Here is a 19,630-nt window from a genome sequence, read left to right as displayed (position 1 = left end):
CCAGACAGCAGCGGGGCCCGCCGCCCCGACCGCCGCCCACTCCACCACCCCGCCGGCCGTCGTCACCCGTTCGACACGGACCGTCAGCTGACTCTCCGTAACCCACTCCGACCTGCGCAAACACCCTCCGCGCAAGGCGACACACCGCACCGTACGGCGTAATTCTGACCCTCCATCAGCAGGCGCGGCGCGCTCGACGGCACTTATCTCGGTCCTAGGAGGCAGGTCCCGGGAAGTCCCTCCCGGCAGGACCGGGCCTCCCCGGCATGACCGCTCGCGCGTCCCGGAGGACCCCATGCGCACCACTGCCCGTCTGCTCACCGGTACCGCACTGGCGGCCGCCGCGATCGGCGCACTCGGCTCCCCCGCCGCGTACGCCGGGGACTACGAGTCCCTGGAGGTCTACCCCTCCTCCGCGAGCCCCGGCACCACCATCACCGTCAACACCCTCGCCTGCGGCAAGAACGGCCGCGGCGTCGGCGACGCGCAGTCCCTCGGCGCGGGGGACTTCCACCTGAACCCGAGCACGCACAAGGAGGTCGTGGTCGGCCAGTTCACGGTGCCGGAGCACACCAAGGCCGGTACGTACTGGATCAGTGTGGCCTGCGACAACGGCAGGACCGCCCGGGGCGAGCTCGTCGTCAAGCACAAGGACCGCCCGAGCGGCCATGTCCAGACCGGTGTCGGCGGCAGCGTCGGCCCCGACACCGCCCAGATCGCGGCGGGCGCGGCGGTGCTGGCCGCGGCTGCCGTCGGCGGTACGTGGCTCCTGCGGCGCCGGGCGAGCGGCGCGCAGGACGGCTAGACGTACCGCAGCGTCCTGCCCCCGCCGCGCGCCCGCAGACGGCCCGGCGGGGGCAGGGCCACACCCTCGTGGCCCACACCCTCACGTCGGAGGAACGCACCGTGAGCAGCAGGAGCAAGGGGTGGGGCATAGCCGCCGCCGCGTGCGTCGGCATCTGGCTCGTCCAGAACGGCTCGGAGCAGGTCACCCCGCCCGTACCGTCCGCCGCGCAGGCGTTCGCCGCCGGTCCGAACGCGCACACCACGGCCGCCGCCGACCCGCTGCCGCCGTCCGCGCCCGTACGGCTCCGCGTCCCCGAGATCGACGTCGACACGCCCATGATGCGGCTCGGCCTGGACCGGGACGGCGCTCTCGACGTACCGCCCGCGGACGACCGCAACCTGGCCGGCTGGTACGAGGGCGGCACCTCGCCCGGCGCCGAGGGCACCGCGATCGTCGCCGGCCATGTCGACAACGCGCGGGGCCCGGCCGTCTTCTACGCCCTCGGCGCGCTGAAGAAGGGCAACCGCGTCGAGGTGGACCGGCAGGACGGCCGGACGGCCGTGTTCACGATCGACGCCGTCGAGGTGTACGAGAACAAGGACTTCCCGGACGACAAGGTCTACGGGGAGACCGCGGGCCGGGCCGAGATCCGGGTCATCACCTGCGGCGGAGGCTTCTCCAAGAAGTCCGGCTACCAGGGGAACGTGGTCGCCTTCGGCCACCTCATCGGCGTGCGATAGCTGTGCCGAGACGCTCCTACGCCCACTGGTCGAAGGCGAGCTTCGCGACGAGCGAGAAGACGACGACCAGCAGCACGCCCCGGACGAACTCGGCGCCCTTGCTCAGCGCCATCCGCGCCCCGATCATCCCGCCGGCCAGGTTGAAGACCGCCATGACCGCCGCCAGCTGCCAGAGCACGCTGCCCTGGTACGCGAACATCGCGAGCGCCCCCGCGTTGGTGCAGACGTTGACGATCTTGGCGGTGGCGGAGGCGGTCACCAGGTCGAGGTGGAGCACGGCGGTGAGCGCGAGGACCAGGAACGTGCCGGTGCCCGGCCCGAACAGGCCGTCGTAGAAGCCGATCCCGCCACCGACGATCACGATCGCGGTGACGATCCGCGCCCGGCCGACGGGCGGCTTCTCGCCCTCCTTCTGGGTGCCGAAGGACGGCCGCAGCATCACGAACGCGGCGACGCCGACGAGCACCACCATGATCACCGGACGCAGCACGTCGCTGCTGATCCCGGCCGCGAAGAACGCGCCGCCCATGGACCCGGCGAGGGCCGCGAGCCCGATCCGTACCGCCGTCTTCACCTGCACGGGCGCCGTCGCCTTGCGTACGAAGGTGATGGCGGCCCCGGTCGTGCCGACGATCGCGACGGCCTTGTTGGTGCCGAGGATCTGCGGGGCCGGGACGTGCGGAACTCCGAGCAGCAGCGCCGGCAGCAGCAGGAGGCCGCCTCCCCCGACCACGGCGTCGATCCAGCCCGCCACGAGAGCGGCGACGCAGAGGAGCACGAGAGTGGTCAGGGATATGTCAGGCATGATCGCGAGCCTAGGGAGGAGATGGGTGTGCCGTCCATCAATCCCTGGAGAGTTGAGCTACGTCTGAGGTTGTGCCGACCGGCGCCCGGTCGGGCGCGGGCGGCGCGGCCGGGTCGACGGCGACCGTGAGGAAGGTCGCGGCGAGCGCGCCGACCGCCAGGAGCCCGGCGGCGAGCTGTCTGCGGGCGCGGTCGGTGGGGTGGACGGTACGGGCGCGGTGCTTACTCATGGCTGAAGTCCTCGGAGTGGATGCGACGGGCCGGCACCCCGGCCCGTACGAGCGATTCGGTGGCGGCCCTGGACATGGCGGGCGGGCCGCAGAGGTAGACGTCGTGGCCGGCGAGGCCGGGCACCAGGTCGCGCAGGGCCTGCGGGGCGAGCGGGTCGAAGGAGGCGTCGGACGGCCCGAGGAGGTAGTGGAGGGCGGCCTGCCGTTCGTGCGCGATGCGCTCCAGCTCCTCGCGCAGCACGAGCCCGTCCGCGTCGGAGGCCCGGTACAGCAGCGTCACGTCGCCGGGGCCGCCGGGCAGCGTCTCGAAGAGCGCCCGCAGCGGGGTGATCCCCACGCCCCCGGCGAGCAGCAGGACCTTGCGGCGGGTGCGCCGGTGCGCGGTGAGCGCGCCGAAGGGTCCGGTGGCGAGGACCCGCGTGCCGGGGCGCAGGCGCCTGATCCGGCGGGTGTGGTCGCCCAGCGCCTTGACGGTGATCCGCAGGGTGTCGTCTCGTACGGGAGCGGAGAGCGAGAACGGCAGCGCGGTCCGCCAGAGCCTGCGGGTCAGGAACCGCCAGCGGAAGAACTGCCCGGGTTCGGCGCGCAGCAGCTCCAGGCCGGTGCCCTTGATGGTCACCGAGACGACGCCCGGGGCCTCGTCGCGGACCTCGGTCACCCGGAGGGAGTGGCGCAGGGCCTGCCGGACGGGGACGACGATCCGGTACCAGACGAGGAGGACGGCGACGGTCGCGTGCGCCATGGACCAGGCCCACAGCGCGAGGACGCTGCCGGTGAGGTCGGGTCCGGCGAGCTGGTGCACGAAGCCGAGGGCGGCGGCGAGGTGGCTGAGCAGGTGCAGCGCCCGCCACGTCTCGTGCCGCAGCCGCCGCCGGGCGGCCCGCGCGGACGTGACGCCGACGGCGACGAAGAGCGCGGTCCCGGCGGTGGCGGCGGCGAGCGCGGGGTAGGCGAGCAGGCCTCCGGCGGCGGTGACGAGGTCGGTACGGGTGTGCACGGCGTACCCGCAGAGCGCGAGCACGGCGTGCGCGCCGATGAGCCCGAGCACGTACCGCCCGCCGACCGCGTGCCACCGGGCGAGCCGGTCGGCCCCGACTCCGTGCTCGACGGCGGGCACGCGCGCCATCAGGAACAGCATGACGAGCACGCCGTACCCGGCGAGCAGCCCGGTGAGGTGGGCCCCGGCGGCGAAGAAGGAGTCGAGCCGGGCGGAGGGCTGGGCCTGGACGCCCCAGAGGAGAGCGACGGCCCCGGCTCCGCCGAGGATGGCGTTACGGAGACGGTCGGGGGCGAGCCGCGGGGTTGTGGGCATTCGTTCCGCAGGGCGGAACGGGTGGGCACGACCCCCACCGGGCCGCACCCGGCCCCGCTCCTGCACAGCGGCACCGGCACGCTGCGCGAGATACGCGGCGAGCGCCGGATGCCTGGGTTCCTGAACCTCGGTCGTCACGAGAGCCGACACTAGGGGCCCCGAGGTATACGAAACCGCAGCTCAGCCCCTCCCCCGCGATCCTTAAGGCCCCCTTGAGGAGCGCCTCACCACGGGTTAACCCTCACACCGAACGACCCCCGCCGCGGAGATCAGCGTTCCGCAGGAGAAACAATCGGGATCCCCCCGGGTAACACCCCGCCCGCACGCTTCGACACATGAGTACACGGATCGTGGTGGTCGGCGGCGGAACGGCGGGCGTCCGGCTCGCCCAGCGGCTGCCCGTCACCCTCCTCGGCGAGGAGCCGCACGCGCCGTACAACAGGGTGCTGCTCGCGGACGTCCTCGCCGGGCGGTACGCGCCCGAGGTGATCGCGCTGCCCGCCCCCCAGGAGCCGGCGCGGCGCGGGGTGCGGGTGGTGCGGATCGACCGGGCGGCCCGCAGCGTGGAGTGCGAGGACGGGACGGCCGTCGGCTACGACCGGCTGGTCCTTGCGACCGGCTCCAACCCGGTCCTTCCGCCCCTGCGCGGCCTCCGGGGCTCCCGGCTGCCGTCGGGCGTGCACCCCTTCCGTACCCTCGACGACTGCCTGGAGCTGCGCGCCCTCGTGCGCCCCGGCGTCCGCGCGGTGGTCATCGGCGGCGGCCTGCTCGGCGTCTCCGCGGCCCGGGCGCTCGCCGCGCTCGGCGCGGAGGTGGTCCTGACCCAGCAGGGCGAGCGCCTGATGGAGCGCCAACTCGACGCCCAGGCATCGGCGTTGCTCCGCGAGCACGTGAAGTCCCTCGGCGTCGAGGTGCACACCGAGTGCCGGGTCAGCGGGCTGCGGCAGGAGGGCGGCGCGGTGACGGCCGTCGAGCTGGCCGACGGTTTCGTGCTCGACGCGCAGGTCGTCGTCCTCGCGTGCGGGGTCAGGCCGCGCATCGGGCTCGCCCGGGACGCCGGCCTGGACGTCCGTACCGGCATCGTCGTCGACGACGAGCTGCGGACCTCCGACCCGTACATCCACGCCGTCGGCGACTGCGCCGAACACGCAGGCCGCGTCTACGGCCTGGCGGGCCCGGCCCTGGAACAGGCGGACGCACTCGCGGACGTCCTCCTGTCGCGGGCTCCGCACCCCGCCTACACCGGCACCCGCGCCCTCACCCGGCTCACGCTCGGCGGGCCCGTGGGGCTCGACCTCGCCGCGTTCGGCGAGGCCACCCCGCTCCCCGGGGACGACGTCGTCCAGCTGACCGACGCCACCCGGCGCGCCTACCGCAAGGTCGTCGTCCGCGGCGACCGGCTCGTCGGCGGCGTGCTGCTCGGCGATCTCGCCGCCGTCGGCACGCTCGCCCGGGCCTGGGAGGGCGACGAAGCCCTGCCCGACGCCCCCCTGCTTCATCTGCTCACCCATGACGGAGGCTCCTGAGATGGCGACCACGCCCCTGCACACCCCCACCGTGCCCACCATCGTCCTGGTCGGCCACGGCATGGTCGGCCAGCGGTTCCTGGAGGCGCTCGCCGACCGGGGCGTCACCGAGCGGGCCCGGGTCGTCGTGCTCTGCGAGGAGCCGCGACCCGCCTACGACCGCGTCCAGTTGACCTCGTACTTCAGCGGGAAGACCCCCGACGACCTGTCCATGGTCGAGGACGGCTTCATGGCGAGGCACGGCATCGAGCTGTACGTCGGCGACCCGGCGGAGTCCGTCGACCGCGCGGCCCGTACGGTCACCGCCCGCTCCGGGCAGGTCTTCGCGTACGACACGCTGGTCCTGGCCACCGGTTCGTACCCCTTCGTGCCGCCGGTCCCCGGCAAGGACGCGCGGGGCTGTTTCGTGTACCGGACGATCGAGGACCTGCTCGCGATCGAGGAGTACGCCAAGACCGCGACGACCGGCGCCGTGGTCGGCGGCGGGCTGCTCGGCCTGGAGGCGGCCGGCGCGCTCAAGGGGCTCGGACTCGACACGCACGTCGTGGAGTTCGCGCCCCGGCTGATGCCGGTGCAGGTGGACGAGGGCGGCGGCGCGGCGCTGTTGCGCACGATCGAGCGGATGGGCCTGACCGTCCACACCGGCATCGGTACGCAGGAGGTGGTGACGGAGGACGGCTCGGTCACCGGGATGCGGCTCTCGGACGGCTCCGAACTGGCTACGGACATGGTGGTGTTCTCGGCGGGCGTACGGCCCCGGGACCAGCTGGCGCGCGACTGCGGCCTGACGGTCGGCGAGCGCGGCGGCATCGCCGTGGACGAGTCGTGCCGGACGTCCGACGCGGCGGTGTACGCGATCGGCGAGTGCGCGCTGGCGGCCGACGGCCGGGTGTACGGCCTGGTGGCGCCGGGGTACGAGATGGCGCTGACGGTGGCGGCGAGGATCGCCGACGCGGCGGAGGAGAAGTCCTTCACCGGTGCCGACATGTCGACCAAGCTGAAGCTGCTCGGCGTGGACGTGGCCTCGTTCGGCGACGCGCACGGCACGGCCGAGGGCTGCCTCGACGTCGTCTACTCCGACTCCCGCTCGGGCGTGTACAAGAAGCTCGTGGTCGACGGAGAGGGCGTCCTCCTCGGCGGTGTCCTGGTCGGCGACGCCGACTCGTACGGGATGCTGCGGCCGCTCACCGGCTCCGTCCCGCCCGTCTCCCCCGAGCAGCTCGTCCTCCCGGCGGGCGCGGGGGCGCCGGTCGCGCTCGGCCCGTCCGCGCTGCCGGACGACGCGGTCATCTGCTCCTGCCACAACGTCACCAAGCACGCGATCACCCAGTGCGCGACGCTGCCGGAGGTGAAGAAGTGCACCAAGGCGGGTACGGGCTGCGGCAGTTGCGTGAAGCTCATCGGGCAGCTACTGCCCGAGCCGGCCGACAAGGGGCTCTGCGGCTGCTTCTCGTACACCCGCGGTGAGCTGTACGAGGTCACCCGTACGCTGCGGCTCACCTCCTTCGCCGAGCTGCTCGACTCGCACGGCCGACCGGAGGCGCGCGGCGGCGAGGGCTGCGAGGTCTGCAAGCCGACGGTAGCCTCGATCCTGGCGAGCCTCAACAATGGGTACATCCTCGACGGCGAGCAGGCCTCCCTCCAGGACACCAACGACCACTTCCTCGCCAACATCCAGCGCAACGGCTCGTACTCGGTGGTCCCCCGCATCCCGGGCGGCGAGGTCACCCCGGAGAAGCTGATCGTGATCGGCGAGGTGGCCCGCGACTTCGGGCTCTACACCAAGATCACGGGCGGTCAGCGGATCGACATGTTCGGCGCCCGCGTCGAGCAGCTGCCCGCGATCTGGACCCGGCTCGTCGACGCGGGCTTCGAGTCGGGGCACGCGTACGGCAAGTCGCTGCGCACGGTGAAGTCCTGTGTGGGGCAGACCTGGTGCCGCTACGGCGTCCAGGACTCGGTGAAGATGGCGATCCAGCTGGAGCTGCGCTACCGGGGCCTGCGCTCCCCGCACAAGCTCAAGTCGGCGGTCTCCGGCTGCGCGCGGGAGTGCGCGGAGGCGCAGTCGAAGGACTTCGGCGTCATCGCGACCGCCAACGGCTGGAACCTGTACGTGGGCGGCAACGGCGGCGCGACCCCGCGCCACGCGGACCTGCTTGCACAGGACCTGTCGGACGCCGAACTCGTCCGGTTGATCGACCGGTTCCTGATGTTCTACATCCGTACCGCCGACCGCCTTGAGCGCACCTCGGTGTGGCTGGAGCGGCTCGACGGCGGCCTCGACCACCTGCGGGACGTGGTCGTGCGCGACTCGCTGGGGCTCTGCGACGAACTGGAGGCCCTGATGGCGGCCCATGTCGCGGACTACCAGGACGAGTGGGCTGCGACCCTGGACGACCCGGAGCGGCTGCGCCGCTTCGTCTCCTTCGTGAACGCGCCGGAGGCACCGGACCCGTCGGTGCGGTTCGTGCCGGAGCGCGACCAGATCAAGCCGGACCTGACGGTCCTCACCATCGGAACTCTGGAAGGGGTCTGAAGCCCGATGCACCTCGAACGACCGACGCACCTCGAACTCTCCCACGACATCGAGGCCGACGCCTGGACGCCGGTCTGCGAGACCTCCCGGCTGACGCCGGGCCGGGGCGTGGCCGCGCTGCTCCCCGACGGCCGGCAGGCGGCGCTCTTCCTGGACCGGGCGGGGCGGGCGTACGCGATCGACAACCGCGACCCGTTCACCGGGGCGCAGGTGCTGTCCCGGGGGCTGCTCGGCTCGGCGGGCGGCCGGACGTTCGTGGCCTCGCCGCTGCTCAAGCAGCGGTTCGACCTGGAGACGGGGAGGTGCCTGGACGACGAGAGCGTGTCGGTGGCGGTGTTTCCGGTACGGGCGTCGTAAGTCGCTTTACTGAGCGCCTTACTTGACTGACCGTTCCAGATAAACCTAGAGTCAACGCGTGGCCAGGACCAAGGAATTCGATCCCGACGCCGCGCTCCAGTCGGCCCTCGAGCTGTTCTGGGCGCGCGGCTACGAGGCGACGACGATGGCGGATCTCGTCGAGCACCTCGGGATCGGCCGCGCCAGCATCTACGCCACCTTCGGCAACAAGCACGCCCTCTACATGAAGGCGCTGGACCGCTACCTCCAGTCGTGCGAGCCGGTGATGCTGGAGGAGCTGTCCGCGCCGGGGCCCGCGCTCCCGGCGGTACGGAGCGTGATCAGACGGTTCGCCGCGGAGGCGGGGGCCGAAGCGACACGCCTGAGCGGGTGTTTCGTCACCAACTCGGCGGCCGAACTGGGGCCGCACGACGTGCCGGTGGCGCGCCGGGTGGAGCTGAGCTGGGAGCAGATCGAGACCCTGCTGCACTCCTCGCTGGTCCGCGCCCGCGCCCAGGGCGAACTGCCGGCCGACCGCGATCCGCAGGCGCTCGCCCGGATGCTCCTCGTCCTGGCGCAGGGCCTGCGGGTGGTCGGCAAGGCGTCGAGCGACCCGGCCAGGGTCCACGACGCGGCGGAGCAGGCCCTGACACTGCTCGACTGAGATTCCGAGCTTCGGACAAGGGCGCCTCACGGCGCCTCTTTCTCGGGCCCTCATATTGGAACGCACGGTCAAGAACGCACGCTGAAGAAGACTCTAGGGAGTTGGCATCGCCATGTCCGCACGCTTCACCGACAAGCGCGTCCTCGTCACCGGCGCCGGCACCGGCCTCGGGCGGGCCATCGCGCTCGCCTTCGCGGCCGAGGGCGCGAAGGTCGTCGTCTCCGGCCGCAGCGAGGCCCCCCTCGCCGAGACGGTGTCCCTGATCGAGGCCGCCGGCGGCACCGCGGCCGCCGTCACCGCCGACGTGTCCCGCGCCGAGGACACCCGCCACCTGGTCCGGGAGACCGTCGGGATATTCGGCGGCCTCGATGTCGCCGTGAACAACGCCGGGATCTTCCGGGGCGGCGCGTCCGCCGCCGACTTCCCCCTGGAGGACTGGCAGACGCTGCTCGACATCAACGTCACGGGCGTCCTGCACTCCCTCCAGGCCGAGATCGCCCACATGCGGGCCCACGGCGGCGGCGCCATCGTCAACATCTCCTCCAACCTCGGCCCGCACGTGCGCTTCCCGGGCCTCTTCGGCTACCAGGTCTCCAAGGCCGCGGTCTCCGCGATGACCCGCGCCGCCGCGCTCGACCACGTCGCCGAAGGGGTCCGGATCAACGCGGTCAGCCCGGGCGCCTCGGACTCGACGATGTCGCTGCGACCGGGCGAGACGGAGGCCGAGCGGGCGGTACGGATGAAGGCCGAGTCGCCGCTCGGCCGGATCTCGGCGGCCTCGGAGGTCGCGGCGGCGGTGCTGTACCTGTCCTCGGAGGACGCCGGTTCGGTCGTCGGCGCGGATCTCGTGATCGACGGGGGCGTTTCGGCCTGAGGCGCCCGCCCGTAGGCTGTGCGGTCCTACTCCGGAGTAAGAACGAGGGGGTCCGCATGGCCACGCCCGGCAGTTCCGGCAGGTCCGACAGTTCCGCCAAGCCCGGCAGTTCCGTCCCGCCCGGCTGGAACACCGCACGCATCCCGGACCAGGGCGGCCGCACGGCCGTCGTCACCGGCGCCAACAGCGGCATCGGTCTGGTCACCGCCCGCGAACTCGCCCGGAAGGGCGCCCGGGTGGTGCTCGCCTGCCGCAGCGAGGCCCGGGGCACGGCGGCCGTCGAGGCGGTGCGCCGCGAGATACCGGGCGCGGAGGTGGAGTTCCGCCCGCTGGACCTGGCCGACCTGTCCTCCGTACGGGAGTTCACGGCCTCGTTCCCGTACGAGCGGCTCGATCTGCTCGTCAACAACGCGGGCGTGATGGCGCTGCCGTACGGGCGGACGGCGGACGGCTTCGAGACCCAGTTCGGCGTCAACCACCTCGGCCACTTCGCCCTCACAGGCCTGCTGCTGCCCCGGCTGCTCGCCGCCCCGGCCGCTCGTGTCGTCACCGTCTCCAGCGGCCTGCACGCCCTGTCGAAGCTGGACATGGGGGACCTCAACAGCGAGCGGAAGTACCGGCGTTGGATCGCGTACGGCCGCTCGAAGACGGCGAACCTGCTCTTCGTGCACGAGCTGGCGCGGCGGCTGAGGGCGGCGGGCGCGGGGATCGTGGCGGCGGCCGCCCACCCCGGGTACGCGGCGACCAACCTGCAGTCGGCGGCGGCACGGATGGAGGGCCGTACGGGCGCCGAGCGGATCGTGGCACTCGGGAACAGGGTCTTCGCCCAGCCGGCCGAGGCCGGGGCGCTGCCGACGCTCTACGCGGCGACGGCGACGGGCGTGGCAGCCGACTCGTTCACCGGCCCGTCGTTCCTGATGTGGCGGGGCGCGCCGGGGTCCTCGTGGCGGGCGCGCTGGACGCTGGACGACGTCGCCGGCGAACGGCTCTGGGTGGCCTCCGAGCAGCTCACCGGCGTGACGTACGAGTCCCTGCGGCGGTGATCAGCCCTGGATCTCGGCCGGGTCCATCCACATGACCTCCCAGTGGTGGCCGTCGGGGTCCGAGAACGAGCGGCCGTACATCGAGCCGAAGTCGAGGGGCTCCTTCGCCGCCGTGCCACCGGCGGCGAGGGCGCCGTCCGCGAGCTCGTCGACCTTGGCGCGGCTCACGGCGCTCAGCGTGAGGAGGACCTCGGTCGACTTCGTCGCGTCCACGAGCTCCTTGCCGGGCTTCGTGAACTCCTTGAACTTCGGCTCGGTCAGCAGCATCGCGAAGATCGTGTCGCTGATGACGAGACAGGCGGTCGTGTCGTCGCTGAACTGCGGGTTGAAGGAGTAGCCGAGCTTGCCCCAGAAGGCCTTGGAGGTCTCCAGGTCCTTCACCGGCAGGTTGACGAAGATCATCTGAGTCATGACGCGTACTCTCCTGTGCTCCTGTTGTCCGTGCTGTTTCGAGGGGTAGACGGCGGGCGGCGACGGAACTCATCGGCGCGCGGGAAGTTTTTTCGGGGCGGCGCTGGCTGGCTTCGGGGTATGGGCCCGACAGGCAGGAAGATCACCGAACGATTGTCGGACGAGGCCCTGCCCGGCGCCACCGGGCGCCACCGCCCCGGGGACGTAACCACCCCTTCCGCCACGTTCCCACCCCGTTCCCACCCCGCCCGCACCCCTTCCCTCGCCGACCTTCTGCCCGACGCTTCCCCTTCATCGCTTGTTGCTGCACCGTCAACTCCGTACCAACTCCGTACTCCTAGGTTCCGAAAGCGCGCGACCCCGCCGCCGACCGGTGCGGCGGGTTCACACACACCACCCCTCTGGAGTGAGACGTGGAGCGACGCAGTTTCCTGCGCGGAGCGGTCATCGGCACGTCGGCAGCCGCCTTCGGCGGCACCCTGATGCGCGGGGCGGCCTACGCGGCCCCCGCCCAGCCCGGCGCCGGCCCCTACGGGGCTCTCGGCGCGGCCGACGCCAACGGCATCCTGCTGCCGAGCGGATTCAGCAGCCGGGTCATCGCCCGGTCGGGACAGACCGTCCCCGGCACCTCGTACACCTGGCACAACGCCCCCGACGGCGGCGCCTGCTTCGTCGACGGATCCGGCTGGATCTATGTCTCCAACTCGGAGATCAACCCTGGCGGCGGCGCGAGCGCCGTCAAGTTCAGCTCGACCGGCGCTGTCACCGGCGCGTACCGCATCCTCTCCAACACCCGCACCAACTGCGCGGGCGGCAAGACCCCGTGGAACACCTGGCTCTCCTGCGAGGAGGTCAGCCTCGGCTACGTCTACGAGACCGACCCCTACGGGGTGAACGCGGCCGTCCGCCGCGCCGCGATGGGCCGCTTCAAGCACGAGGCCGCCGCCGCCGACCCCGTCCGCAAGGTGATCTACCTGACCGAGGACGAGACCAGCGGCTGCTTCTACCGCTTCATCCCGACCACCTGGGGCAACCTCACCGCCGGCACGCTCCAGGTCCTGGTGGCCGGCAGCGCCACCTCCGGCTCCTTCACCTGGCAGAACGTCCCCGACCCGGACGGCTCGCCGACCGCGACCCGCAGCCAGGTCTCCGGCTCGAAGAAGTTCAACGGCGGCGAGGGCTGCCACTACGCCAACGACACCGTCTGGTTCACCACCAAGGGCGACAACCGCCTCTGGCAGCTCAACCTCGCCACCAGCACCTACGAGCTCGCCTACGACGACTCGCTCGTCTCCGGCGGCGGCGCCCCGCTGACGGGTGTCGACAACGTCACCGGCTCCTCCTCCGGCGACCTCTTCATCGCCGAGGACGGCGGCAACATGGAGGTCTGCGTCATCACTCCGGACGACGTCGTGGCTCCGTTCCTGCGGATCAGCGGCCAGTCCGGTTCGGAGATCACCGGACCGGCCTTCTCGCCCGACGGCAAGCGGCTGTACTTCTCCAGCCAGCGTGGCACCAGCGGCAGTTCCTCGGGCGGTATCACCTACGAGGTGACCGGCCCGTTCCGGGCGTAGAGACGCTCCGCGGGGGCCGTCGCCGAGACGGTCCCCGCGACCCCCCTCTTCCGCCCGCCGCCGCCCAGCAGGGCGGCGCCCAGGGGCGTGAGGGTGTGCAGGACCGCGTTGCCGTGCCGCAGCGTCGCGACGAGCCCCGCCTCGCGCAGGACGCCCGCGTGCTGGCTGGCCGAGGCGAGCGAGACCCCCGCCCTGCGGGCGAGTTCGCTGGTGGTGCCGCCGTCACCGATCGCGTGCAGGACCGCCGAGCGCGTGTTGCCGACCAGCTTGGCCAGCGAGGGGCCGCCCGGCGCGTGCACCGTCGGCGCCTCGCAGTGCGTCGTCGGGTAGACGAGCACCGGAGGCAGCGAGGGGTCGCGCAGGACGACCGGCGTGCCCCGGCAGAAGTACGAGGGCTGGAGCAGCAGCCCCCTGCCGTCGAGGTGCACGTCGCGGGCGACCGGGTAGTCGGCCTCGAGGACGGGCGCGCGCCAGCGGAACATCGGCGGCAGCGAGGCGAGGAGTTCGTCCGCGCCGCCGTCGAGCAGGGCCCGGCCGCGCACCGCCCGGTCGGCCTCGACCCGGGCGCGGATCTGCGGCCAGTACGGCTCGATCGCCGCCCGGTGGTAGCTGCGCAGGGCCCCGAGGAGCCGGCCGAACGGTTCTGCGCCGCCCTCGGCGAGGGCGCGCAGCGAGTGCGGCACGGTCCTGCCCCCTGGCCGGTCGGCGCCGAGGAGGGCGAGCTCGGTGAGGAGCCGGTCCCCCGCGGTCGCGCGGATCGCCTGGAGGCCCTCTTCGAGGCCCTGGAGGCCCTCGGGAGGGGTCAGGAAGTCGGGAAAGTAACCGCGGCTGGGAACGAGCGCGGCAAGCAGCCGGGTCTCCCCGTTGAGCCGGGGCCGGGTCTGGGAACGCCATTCTCCGTAGACGACCGATCCGCGCCGGTCTCTAAGCCGATGAAAGCTGAGAATCGTTTCCCACAGAACGTCGGGCCGGGCCGCCATCCGTACGCCCGCCATGTCGCTTGCGGTGAAATGAATCCGCAGCATTGAACCCCCACCTGTGCACTCGCAACCACCCCCGTCGAAGAGTATGCACATCATCACAGGACGTTACCAGGGTGTTTCAGCCACACTTGAAAAGCATCGCGGGGACCCAGGGCAAACGGAAAAGCTGTGGGTGTCGGGCAGGAAACCTTCAGGACCGAGGTGGCGTGGCGAAGACCGTGGGGGGCTTCACGCGTCCGGCGGCGGTCGGCGAGGGTTGCGGCTCACCTGCCCGGCATGGGTAATGGGCGCGGCCACCGGGTGGGGATCCGGGGGCCGCGCCCGCCCTGTTGTTTGCGGGACGAATCGTGGAAAGTTCAATACGGAATGTTCAAAGACCAATAATTCAATCAGGCTCGATTGAACACAAACTCACATCCGGCGAACATCGCGGGGCGGACGAAGTACGACGGGGCGGACACCTCCGCACAAGGTGTCCGCCCCGTCTCTCTTGCAGGCCGGAGCCGCCGCCCATCGGTTTGAGGGTCGGGGACGAACGGCGGCTCCGGCGGTCTTTGCTACTGAATGCCCGGTCAGCGGGGCTTCAGCAGAACGGCTCAGCGGCTGTCGGAGCCCTTCGACTCCGCCGCCGCGCGGCCGGCCTCCAGGCGCGCCACCGGGATCCGGAAGGGCGAGCAGGAGACGTAGTCGAGGCCCACCTCGTGGAAGAAGTGCACCGACTCCGGGTCGCCGCCGTGCTCGCCGCAGACGCCGAGCTTGATGTCCGGGCGGGTGGCCCGGCCGGCCTCGACGGCGCTGCGGACCAGCGCGCCGACGCCGTCCTTGTCGATGGTCTCGAACGGCGAGACTCCGAAGATGCCCTTCTCCAGGTACGCGGTGAAGAAGCTGGCCTCCACGTCGTCCCGGGAGAAGCCCCACACTGTCTGGGTGAGGTCGTTGGTGCCGAAGGAGAAGAACTCGGCGGCCTCGGCGATCTGACCGGCGGTCACGGCGGCGCGCGGCAGCTCGATCATGGTGCCGAGCGCGAGCTTCAGGTCCACGCCGGTCTTCGCCCGGACCTCGGCGATGACCTGCTCGGCCTCGTCGCGGACGATCTCCAGCTCCTGGACGGTGCCGACGAGCGGGATCATGATCTCGGCGCGCGGGTCGCCCTTGGCGTCGATGCGCTGCGCGGCGGCCTCGGCGATCGCGCGGACCTGCATAGTGAACAGGCCGGGGATGACCAGGCCGAGCCGGACGCCGCGCAGACCCAGCATCGGGTTCTGCTCGTGCAGCCGGTGGACGGCCTGGAGCAGGCGCAGCTCGTTCTCGTGCGGCTCCTTGCGGGCCTCGGCGAGGGCGACGCGCACCGAGAGCTCGGTGATGTCGGGCAGGAACTCGTGCAGCGGCGGGTCGAGCAGCCGGACCGTGACGGGCAGCCCGTCCATGGCCTCGAAGAGCTCGACGAAGTCCTTCTTCTGCAGCGGGAGCAGGGCCTCCAGGGCCTCCGTCCGCTCCTCGTCGGTGTCGGCGAGGATCAGCTTCTCGACCATCTCGCGGCGCTCGCCGAGGAACATGTGCTCGGTGCGGCACAGGCCGATGCCCTGGGCGCCGAAGCGGCGGGCGCGCAGCGCGTCCTCGGCGTTGTCGGCGTTGGCGCGGACGCGCAGCCGGCGGACGCGGTCGGCGTAGGCCATGATCCGGTGGACGGCCTGCACCAGCTCGTCGGCGTCGTCGGCGCCGGCGTGCATCCGGCCCTCGAAGTACTCGACGACCGGGGACGGTACGACGGGTACCTCACCGAGGTACACCTTGCCGGTGGAGCCGTCGATGGAGACGACGTCGCCCTCCTCGACGACCTGGCCCGACGCGGTGGTCATCCGGCGGCGCTTGGTGTCGACCTCGAGCTCCTCGGCGCCGCAGACACAGGTCTTGCCCATGCCGCGGGCGACGACGGCGGCGTGCGAGGTCTTGCCGCCGCGCGAGGTCAGGATTCCCTCGGAGGCGATCATGCCGTCCAGGTCGTCCGGGTTGGTCTCGCGGCGGATCAGGATGACCTTCTCGCCGGAGCGGGACCACTTGACGGCCGTGTACGAGTCGAAGACGGCCTTGCCGACGGCCGCGCCCGGGGAGGCGGCGATGCCGCGCCCGATCTGCTCGACCTTGGCGTTCTCGTCGAACTTGGGGAACATCAGCTGCGCGAGCTGGGCGCCGTTGACGCGCTGGAGCGCCTCGGCCTCGTCGATCAGGCCCTGGTCGACGAGCTGGGTCGCGATCCGGAAGGCGGCACCGGCGGTGCGCTTGCCGACGCGGGTCTGCAGCATCCACAGCTGGCCGCGCTCGATCGTGAACTCGATGTCGCAGAGATCCTTGTAGTGGGTCTCAAGGGTCTCCATGATCTGCATCAGCTGGTCGTACGACGCCTTGTCGATCGACTCCAGCTCGGCCAGCGGCACGGTATTGCGGATACCGGCGACGACGTCCTCGCCCTGCGCGTTCTGCAGGTAGTCGCCGTACACGCCCTGGTGGCCGGAGGCGGGGTCGCGGGTGAAGGCGACACCGGTGCCGGAGTCCGGGCCGAGGTTGCCGAAGACCATGGAACAGATGTTGACGGCGGTGCCGAGGTCGCCGGGGATGCGCTCCTGGCGACGGTAGAGCTTGGCGCGGTCGGTGTTCCAGGAGTTGAAGACGGCCTCGATGGCGAGGTCCATCTGCTCGCGCGGGTCCTGCGGGAAGTCGCGGCCGGCCTCGGCCTTCACGATCTTCTTGAAGTGCTTGACGAGCTTCTTCAGGTCGGCGCCGTCGAGGTCGGTGTCGACGGTGACCTTCTTGGCGGCCTTGGCCTCCTCGAGGGCCTCCTCGAAGAGCTCGCCGTCGACGCCGAGGACGGTCTTGCCGAACATCTGGATGAGCCGGCGGTACGAGTCCCAGGCGAAGCGCGCGTCGCCGGCCTGGACGGTGAGGCCCTCGACGGACTTGTCGGAGAGGCCGATGTTCAGGACCGTGTCCATCATGCCGGGCATGGAGAACTTGGCGCCGGAGCGGACGGAGACGAGCAGCGGGTCGTCGGCCTGACCGAGCTTCTTGCCCATCTTCTGCTCGAGGGCGTCCAGGTGGGCGCTGACCTCGTCACGGAGCTCGACGGGCTCGGAGCCGCTGTCGAGGTAGACCTTGCACGCCTCGGTCGTGATCGTGAAGCCGGGGGGAACGGGGAGGCCGAGGTTGGTCATCTCGGCGAGGTTCGCTCCCTTGCCACCGAGCAGGTCCTTCAGGTCCCTGTTGCCCTCGGTGAAGTCGTACACGAACTTCTGATCTTTGTTTTCCGACACGTGTCTCGACTCCTCGAGGACTCGGTGGCTGCCCTGACGGCGAGGAACATACCCAGATCGAAGGCTCCTGTGGAGGTATGCCTACCGGTCACATGGTCTTAACCACCCGTCCGCCAGCACATCGAAAGTAACCGACGAGTAGCTTCCGCTTTCAGGCTCCGAAGTCCCCTTGACCGAAACCTGAGAATACCCGCTCACATGAGCGCCTCCTAGAGCATTTGCGTTCAAGTCTTGAACGCAAGAGGGGTGGCACCCAGTGCCACCCCTCCAGAAGTACAACACCCCGTAATCTGCTCATCTGAGCACACCCTCTATCAAGGGTGGCGAGGATCACGCCGTACGAACGGCCCGATTCCCACGATCCGGACCTCCGGGATCAGCCCCCGGACGTGTCCGACTCCGCCTCCTCGCTGATGCCCGAGCAGTCGTACGGGTCCTTCAACCAGCCGTCCGGCAGGACGACGCGGTTGTTGCCCGAGGTGCGGCCGCGGGGGCCGTCCGCGCCGGTCGGCCAGGGCTGGTCCAGGTCGAGCTCGCTCAACTGAGCACCGAGCTCGTCCAGGGAGGAGGTGATCGCCAGCTTCTTGCGCATCTCGGAACCGACCGAGAAGCCCTTCAGGTACCAGGCCACGTGCTTGCGGAAGTCGATGACACCGCGCGACTCGTCGCCGAGCCACTCGCCGAGCAGCCGGGCGTGGAGCAGCATCGCGTCCGCGACCTCGCGCAGGCCCGGCTGGGCGTACGCGCCCGTGCCCTCGAAGCCCGCCACCAGGTCGCCGAAGAGCCACGGGCGGCCCAGGCAGCCGCGCCCGACGACCACGCCGTCGCAGCCGGTCTCGCGCATCATCCGCAGCGCGTCGTCCGCCGACCAGATGTCGCCGTTGCCGAGCACCGGGATCTCCGGCACGTGCTCCTTGAGCCGCGCGATGGCGTCCCAGTCCGCCGTGCCGCCGTAGTGCTGCGCCGCCGTCCGCCCGTGCAGGGCGATCGCGGTGACGCCCTCCTCGACCGCGATCCGGCCGGCGTCCAGGAACGTGATGTGGTCGTCGTCGATGCCCTTGCGCATCTTCATCGTCACGGGCAGGGCGCCCGCGTTCGACACGGCCTCGTTGAGGATCGCGCGCAGCAGCGGCCGCTTGTACGGGAGGGCAGAGCCGCCGCCCTTGCGGGTCACCTTGGGGACCGGGCAGCCGAAGTTCAGGTCGATGTGGTCGGCCAGGTCCTCGTCCGCGATCATCCGGACGGCCTTGCCGACCGTCACCGGGTCGACGCCGTAGAGCTGGATCGACCGCGGCTTCTCGCTCGCGTCGAAGCGGATGAGCTGCATGGTCTTCTCGTTGCGCTCGACCAGCGCCCTCGTCGTGATCATCTCGCTCACGAAGAGTCCCTTGCCGCCGCTGTACTCGCGGCAGAGGGTGCGGAAGGGGGCGTTGGTGATGCCGGCCATCGGCGCGAGCACCACCGGCGGCTGCACGATGTGCGGGCCGATGGCGAGAGGGGAGAACGCGGTCATTACGCCATTGTCCCGCACCGCCGCCGTGTTCCGTCAGTCGTTTCGCCCACACAGGTCGCGCAGGCGTTCGAGACCTCCGCGGGACTCCTCGTCCACCGGCACGTACGTCACCAGGCGCGGCCCGGAGGTCGGCCCGAGCCAGAGGTTGGTGTGCTCCAGGTGGAGCGTGCCGACGTGGGCGTTGCGGATGAACTTCGTACGGCCGCCCTGGGCCACCACCTCGTGGCGGGCCCAGATCTCCCGGAACTCCGGCGAGGCCGTCTCCAGGCGCTGCAGCATCGCCTTCCAGGCGGGCTCGGCCAGGTGCTCGGCCATCGAGGCCCGGAACTTTCCGGCCATGGAGCGCGTGACGTCCGGGAGGTCGGCGACGGCGGCCCGCCACTCGTCGTTGGTGAAGGCCAGCCAGATGCAGTTGCGGTCCTCGCGCGGCAGCTCGTCCAGGTCGCAGAGCAGCCTGCCGTACGTGCGGTTGTAGGCCAGGATGTCGTAGCGGCTGTTCTGGATGCAGGCGGGCACCGGCTCCAGCTGGTCGAGCATCGCGCGCAGCGCGGGCGTCACGGTCGGGCAGGGCCACTCGGGGTTCGGGTCGGCCGCCCCGCCGAGGGCGAAGAGGTGGGTGCGCTCGGTCGCGTCGAGCAGCAGGGCCCGGGCGAGGGCGTCGAGGACCTGCGGGGAGACGTGGATGTCGCGGGCCTGCTCCAGCCAGGTGTACCAGGTGACGCCGACGGCGGAGAGGTGCGCGACCTCCTCGCGGCGCAGGCCCGGGGTGCGGCGGCGCCGGCCGCGGACCAGGCCGACCTGCTCGGGGGTGATCCGCTCGCGGCGGCTGCGCAGGAAGGCGGCCAGCTCGTGGCGCCGGACGTCTGCGGGCGCGGTCGCTCGTGATTCGGCGGGCGCGGTCGCCTGTGGCGCGGTCGCTCGCGTTTCGAGGGGGGCCACCATCGTCGTCATGCTCCCAGGATGCCGGGGCGCTCAGCCCGTTTCCAGGT

The 19,630-nt window shown here is 71.5% G+C and carries 18 protein-coding genes; 10 read left to right on the top strand and 8 right to left on the bottom strand.

Annotated features, from left to right (window positions below; genetic code table 11):
* Positions 1–295: 295 nt before the first annotated feature.
* Together ACFWRO_RS06910 and ACFWRO_RS06905 are read left to right on the top strand one after the other, a co-directional pair.
* A complete protein-coding gene (locus ACFWRO_RS06910) occupies positions 296–805 on the top strand; it encodes a hypothetical protein (protein ID WP_384505320.1) in 510 nt (169 codons plus the stop codon).
* 101 nt (positions 806–906) lie between these two features.
* Positions 907–1,527 carry a class F sortase gene (locus tag ACFWRO_RS06905; RefSeq protein ID WP_384505317.1) on the top strand — a complete coding sequence of 207 codons (621 nt, stop codon included), beginning with the start codon at positions 907–909 and terminating at the stop codon, positions 1,525–1,527.
* A gap of 16 nt (positions 1,528–1,543) precedes the next feature.
* Here the strand turns inward: ACFWRO_RS06905 and ACFWRO_RS06900 are convergent, their stop codons facing one another.
* Genes ACFWRO_RS06900 through ACFWRO_RS06890 form a run of 3 tightly spaced genes read right to left on the bottom strand, consistent with a single transcriptional unit; the run spans position 1,544 to position 3,873 of the window.
* Positions 1,544–2,332, bottom strand: coding sequence for a sulfite exporter TauE/SafE family protein (locus tag ACFWRO_RS06900; protein ID WP_384505315.1), 789 nt, complete (start codon positions 2,330–2,332; stop codon positions 1,544–1,546).
* Positions 2,333–2,369: 37 nt separating this feature from the next.
* Complete coding sequence (locus tag ACFWRO_RS06895) at positions 2,370–2,561, bottom strand: hypothetical protein (protein WP_384505312.1); 192 nt, start codon at positions 2,559–2,561, stop codon at positions 2,370–2,372.
* Positions 2,554–3,873 carry a ferric reductase-like transmembrane domain-containing protein gene (locus ACFWRO_RS06890; protein ID WP_384505310.1) on the bottom strand — a complete coding sequence of 440 codons (1,320 nt, stop codon included), beginning with the start codon at positions 3,871–3,873 and terminating at the stop codon, positions 2,554–2,556. Before ACFWRO_RS06890 ends, ACFWRO_RS06895 begins: the two co-directional genes overlap by 8 nt.
* Positions 3,874–3,894: 21 nt before the next feature.
* On the opposite strand from ACFWRO_RS06890, the gene ACFWRO_RS06885 reads away from it, so the two are divergent.
* From ACFWRO_RS06885 to ACFWRO_RS06855, 7 genes are all read left to right on the top strand, one after another.
* Complete coding sequence (locus ACFWRO_RS06885; RefSeq protein WP_384505308.1) at positions 3,895–4,026, top strand: hypothetical protein; 132 nt, start codon at positions 3,895–3,897, stop codon at positions 4,024–4,026.
* 182 nt (positions 4,027–4,208) lie between these two features.
* The gene (locus ACFWRO_RS06880) at positions 4,209–5,399 is read left to right on the top strand and encodes an NAD(P)/FAD-dependent oxidoreductase (protein WP_384505305.1); all 1,191 of its coding nucleotides are present in this window, start codon (positions 4,209–4,211) and stop codon (positions 5,397–5,399) included.
* A gap of 1 nt (position 5,400) precedes the next feature.
* Complete coding sequence (nirB, locus tag ACFWRO_RS06875; RefSeq protein ID WP_384505303.1) at positions 5,401–7,935, top strand: nitrite reductase large subunit NirB; 2,535 nt, start codon at positions 5,401–5,403, stop codon at positions 7,933–7,935.
* Positions 7,936–7,941: 6 nt separating this feature from the next.
* Positions 7,942–8,292 (top strand): nitrite reductase small subunit NirD, encoded by a 351-nt coding sequence (gene nirD / locus ACFWRO_RS06870; RefSeq protein WP_384505300.1) that lies wholly within the window; start codon positions 7,942–7,944, stop codon positions 8,290–8,292.
* A gap of 58 nt (positions 8,293–8,350) precedes the next feature.
* Entirely contained in the window at positions 8,351–8,935 is a 585-nt protein-coding gene (locus tag ACFWRO_RS06865) for a TetR/AcrR family transcriptional regulator (RefSeq protein WP_384505298.1), read from the top strand.
* 112 nt (positions 8,936–9,047) lie between these two features.
* On the top strand, positions 9,048–9,809 hold the full coding sequence (locus ACFWRO_RS06860; protein ID WP_384505295.1) for an SDR family NAD(P)-dependent oxidoreductase: 762 nt from the start codon (positions 9,048–9,050) through the stop codon (positions 9,807–9,809).
* A 56-nt stretch (positions 9,810–9,865) separates the two neighbouring features.
* The gene (locus ACFWRO_RS06855; protein WP_384505292.1) at positions 9,866–10,852 is read left to right on the top strand and encodes an oxidoreductase; all 987 of its coding nucleotides are present in this window, start codon (positions 9,866–9,868) and stop codon (positions 10,850–10,852) included.
* Here ACFWRO_RS06855 and ACFWRO_RS06850 read toward each other — a convergent pair whose 3' ends face one another.
* Positions 10,853–11,263 carry a VOC family protein gene (locus ACFWRO_RS06850; protein WP_384505290.1) on the bottom strand — a complete coding sequence of 137 codons (411 nt, stop codon included), beginning with the start codon at positions 11,261–11,263 and terminating at the stop codon, positions 10,853–10,855.
* Positions 11,264–11,676: 413 nt separating this feature from the next.
* Between ACFWRO_RS06850 and ACFWRO_RS06845 the strand changes: the two genes are divergently transcribed.
* Complete coding sequence (locus ACFWRO_RS06845) at positions 11,677–12,837, top strand: alkaline phosphatase PhoX (RefSeq protein ID WP_384505287.1); 1,161 nt, start codon at positions 11,677–11,679, stop codon at positions 12,835–12,837.
* Here ACFWRO_RS06845 and ACFWRO_RS06840 read toward each other — a convergent pair.
* The 4 genes from ACFWRO_RS06840 to ACFWRO_RS06825 form a co-directional block, all read right to left on the bottom strand.
* On the bottom strand, positions 12,807–13,862 hold the full coding sequence (locus tag ACFWRO_RS06840) for an ArsR/SmtB family transcription factor (RefSeq protein ID WP_384505284.1): 1,056 nt from the start codon (positions 13,860–13,862) through the stop codon (positions 12,807–12,809). The two genes, ACFWRO_RS06845 and ACFWRO_RS06840, sit on opposite strands and share 31 nt — an antisense overlap.
* Positions 13,863–14,416: 554 nt before the next feature.
* Entirely contained in the window at positions 14,417–17,128 is a 2,712-nt protein-coding gene (ppdK, locus tag ACFWRO_RS06835; RefSeq protein WP_384505281.1) for a pyruvate, phosphate dikinase, read from the bottom strand.
* 376 nt (positions 17,129–17,504) lie between these two features.
* A complete protein-coding gene (dusB, locus tag ACFWRO_RS06830; protein ID WP_384505278.1) occupies positions 17,505–18,641 on the bottom strand; it encodes a tRNA dihydrouridine synthase DusB in 1,137 nt (378 codons plus the stop codon).
* Between the two features lie 33 nt (positions 18,642–18,674).
* Entirely contained in the window at positions 18,675–19,592 is a 918-nt protein-coding gene (locus tag ACFWRO_RS06825; protein WP_384505275.1) for a helix-turn-helix domain-containing protein, read from the bottom strand.
* Between the last annotated feature and the right edge of the window lie 38 nt (positions 19,593–19,630).

The organism is Streptomyces sp. NPDC058579, assembly GCF_042718575.1.
Taxonomy (GTDB): Bacteria; Actinomycetota; Actinomycetes; order Streptomycetales; family Streptomycetaceae; genus Streptomyces.
Note: the sequence above shows the minus strand (reverse complement) of the source record. Positions and strands in the feature narration are given on the sequence as shown.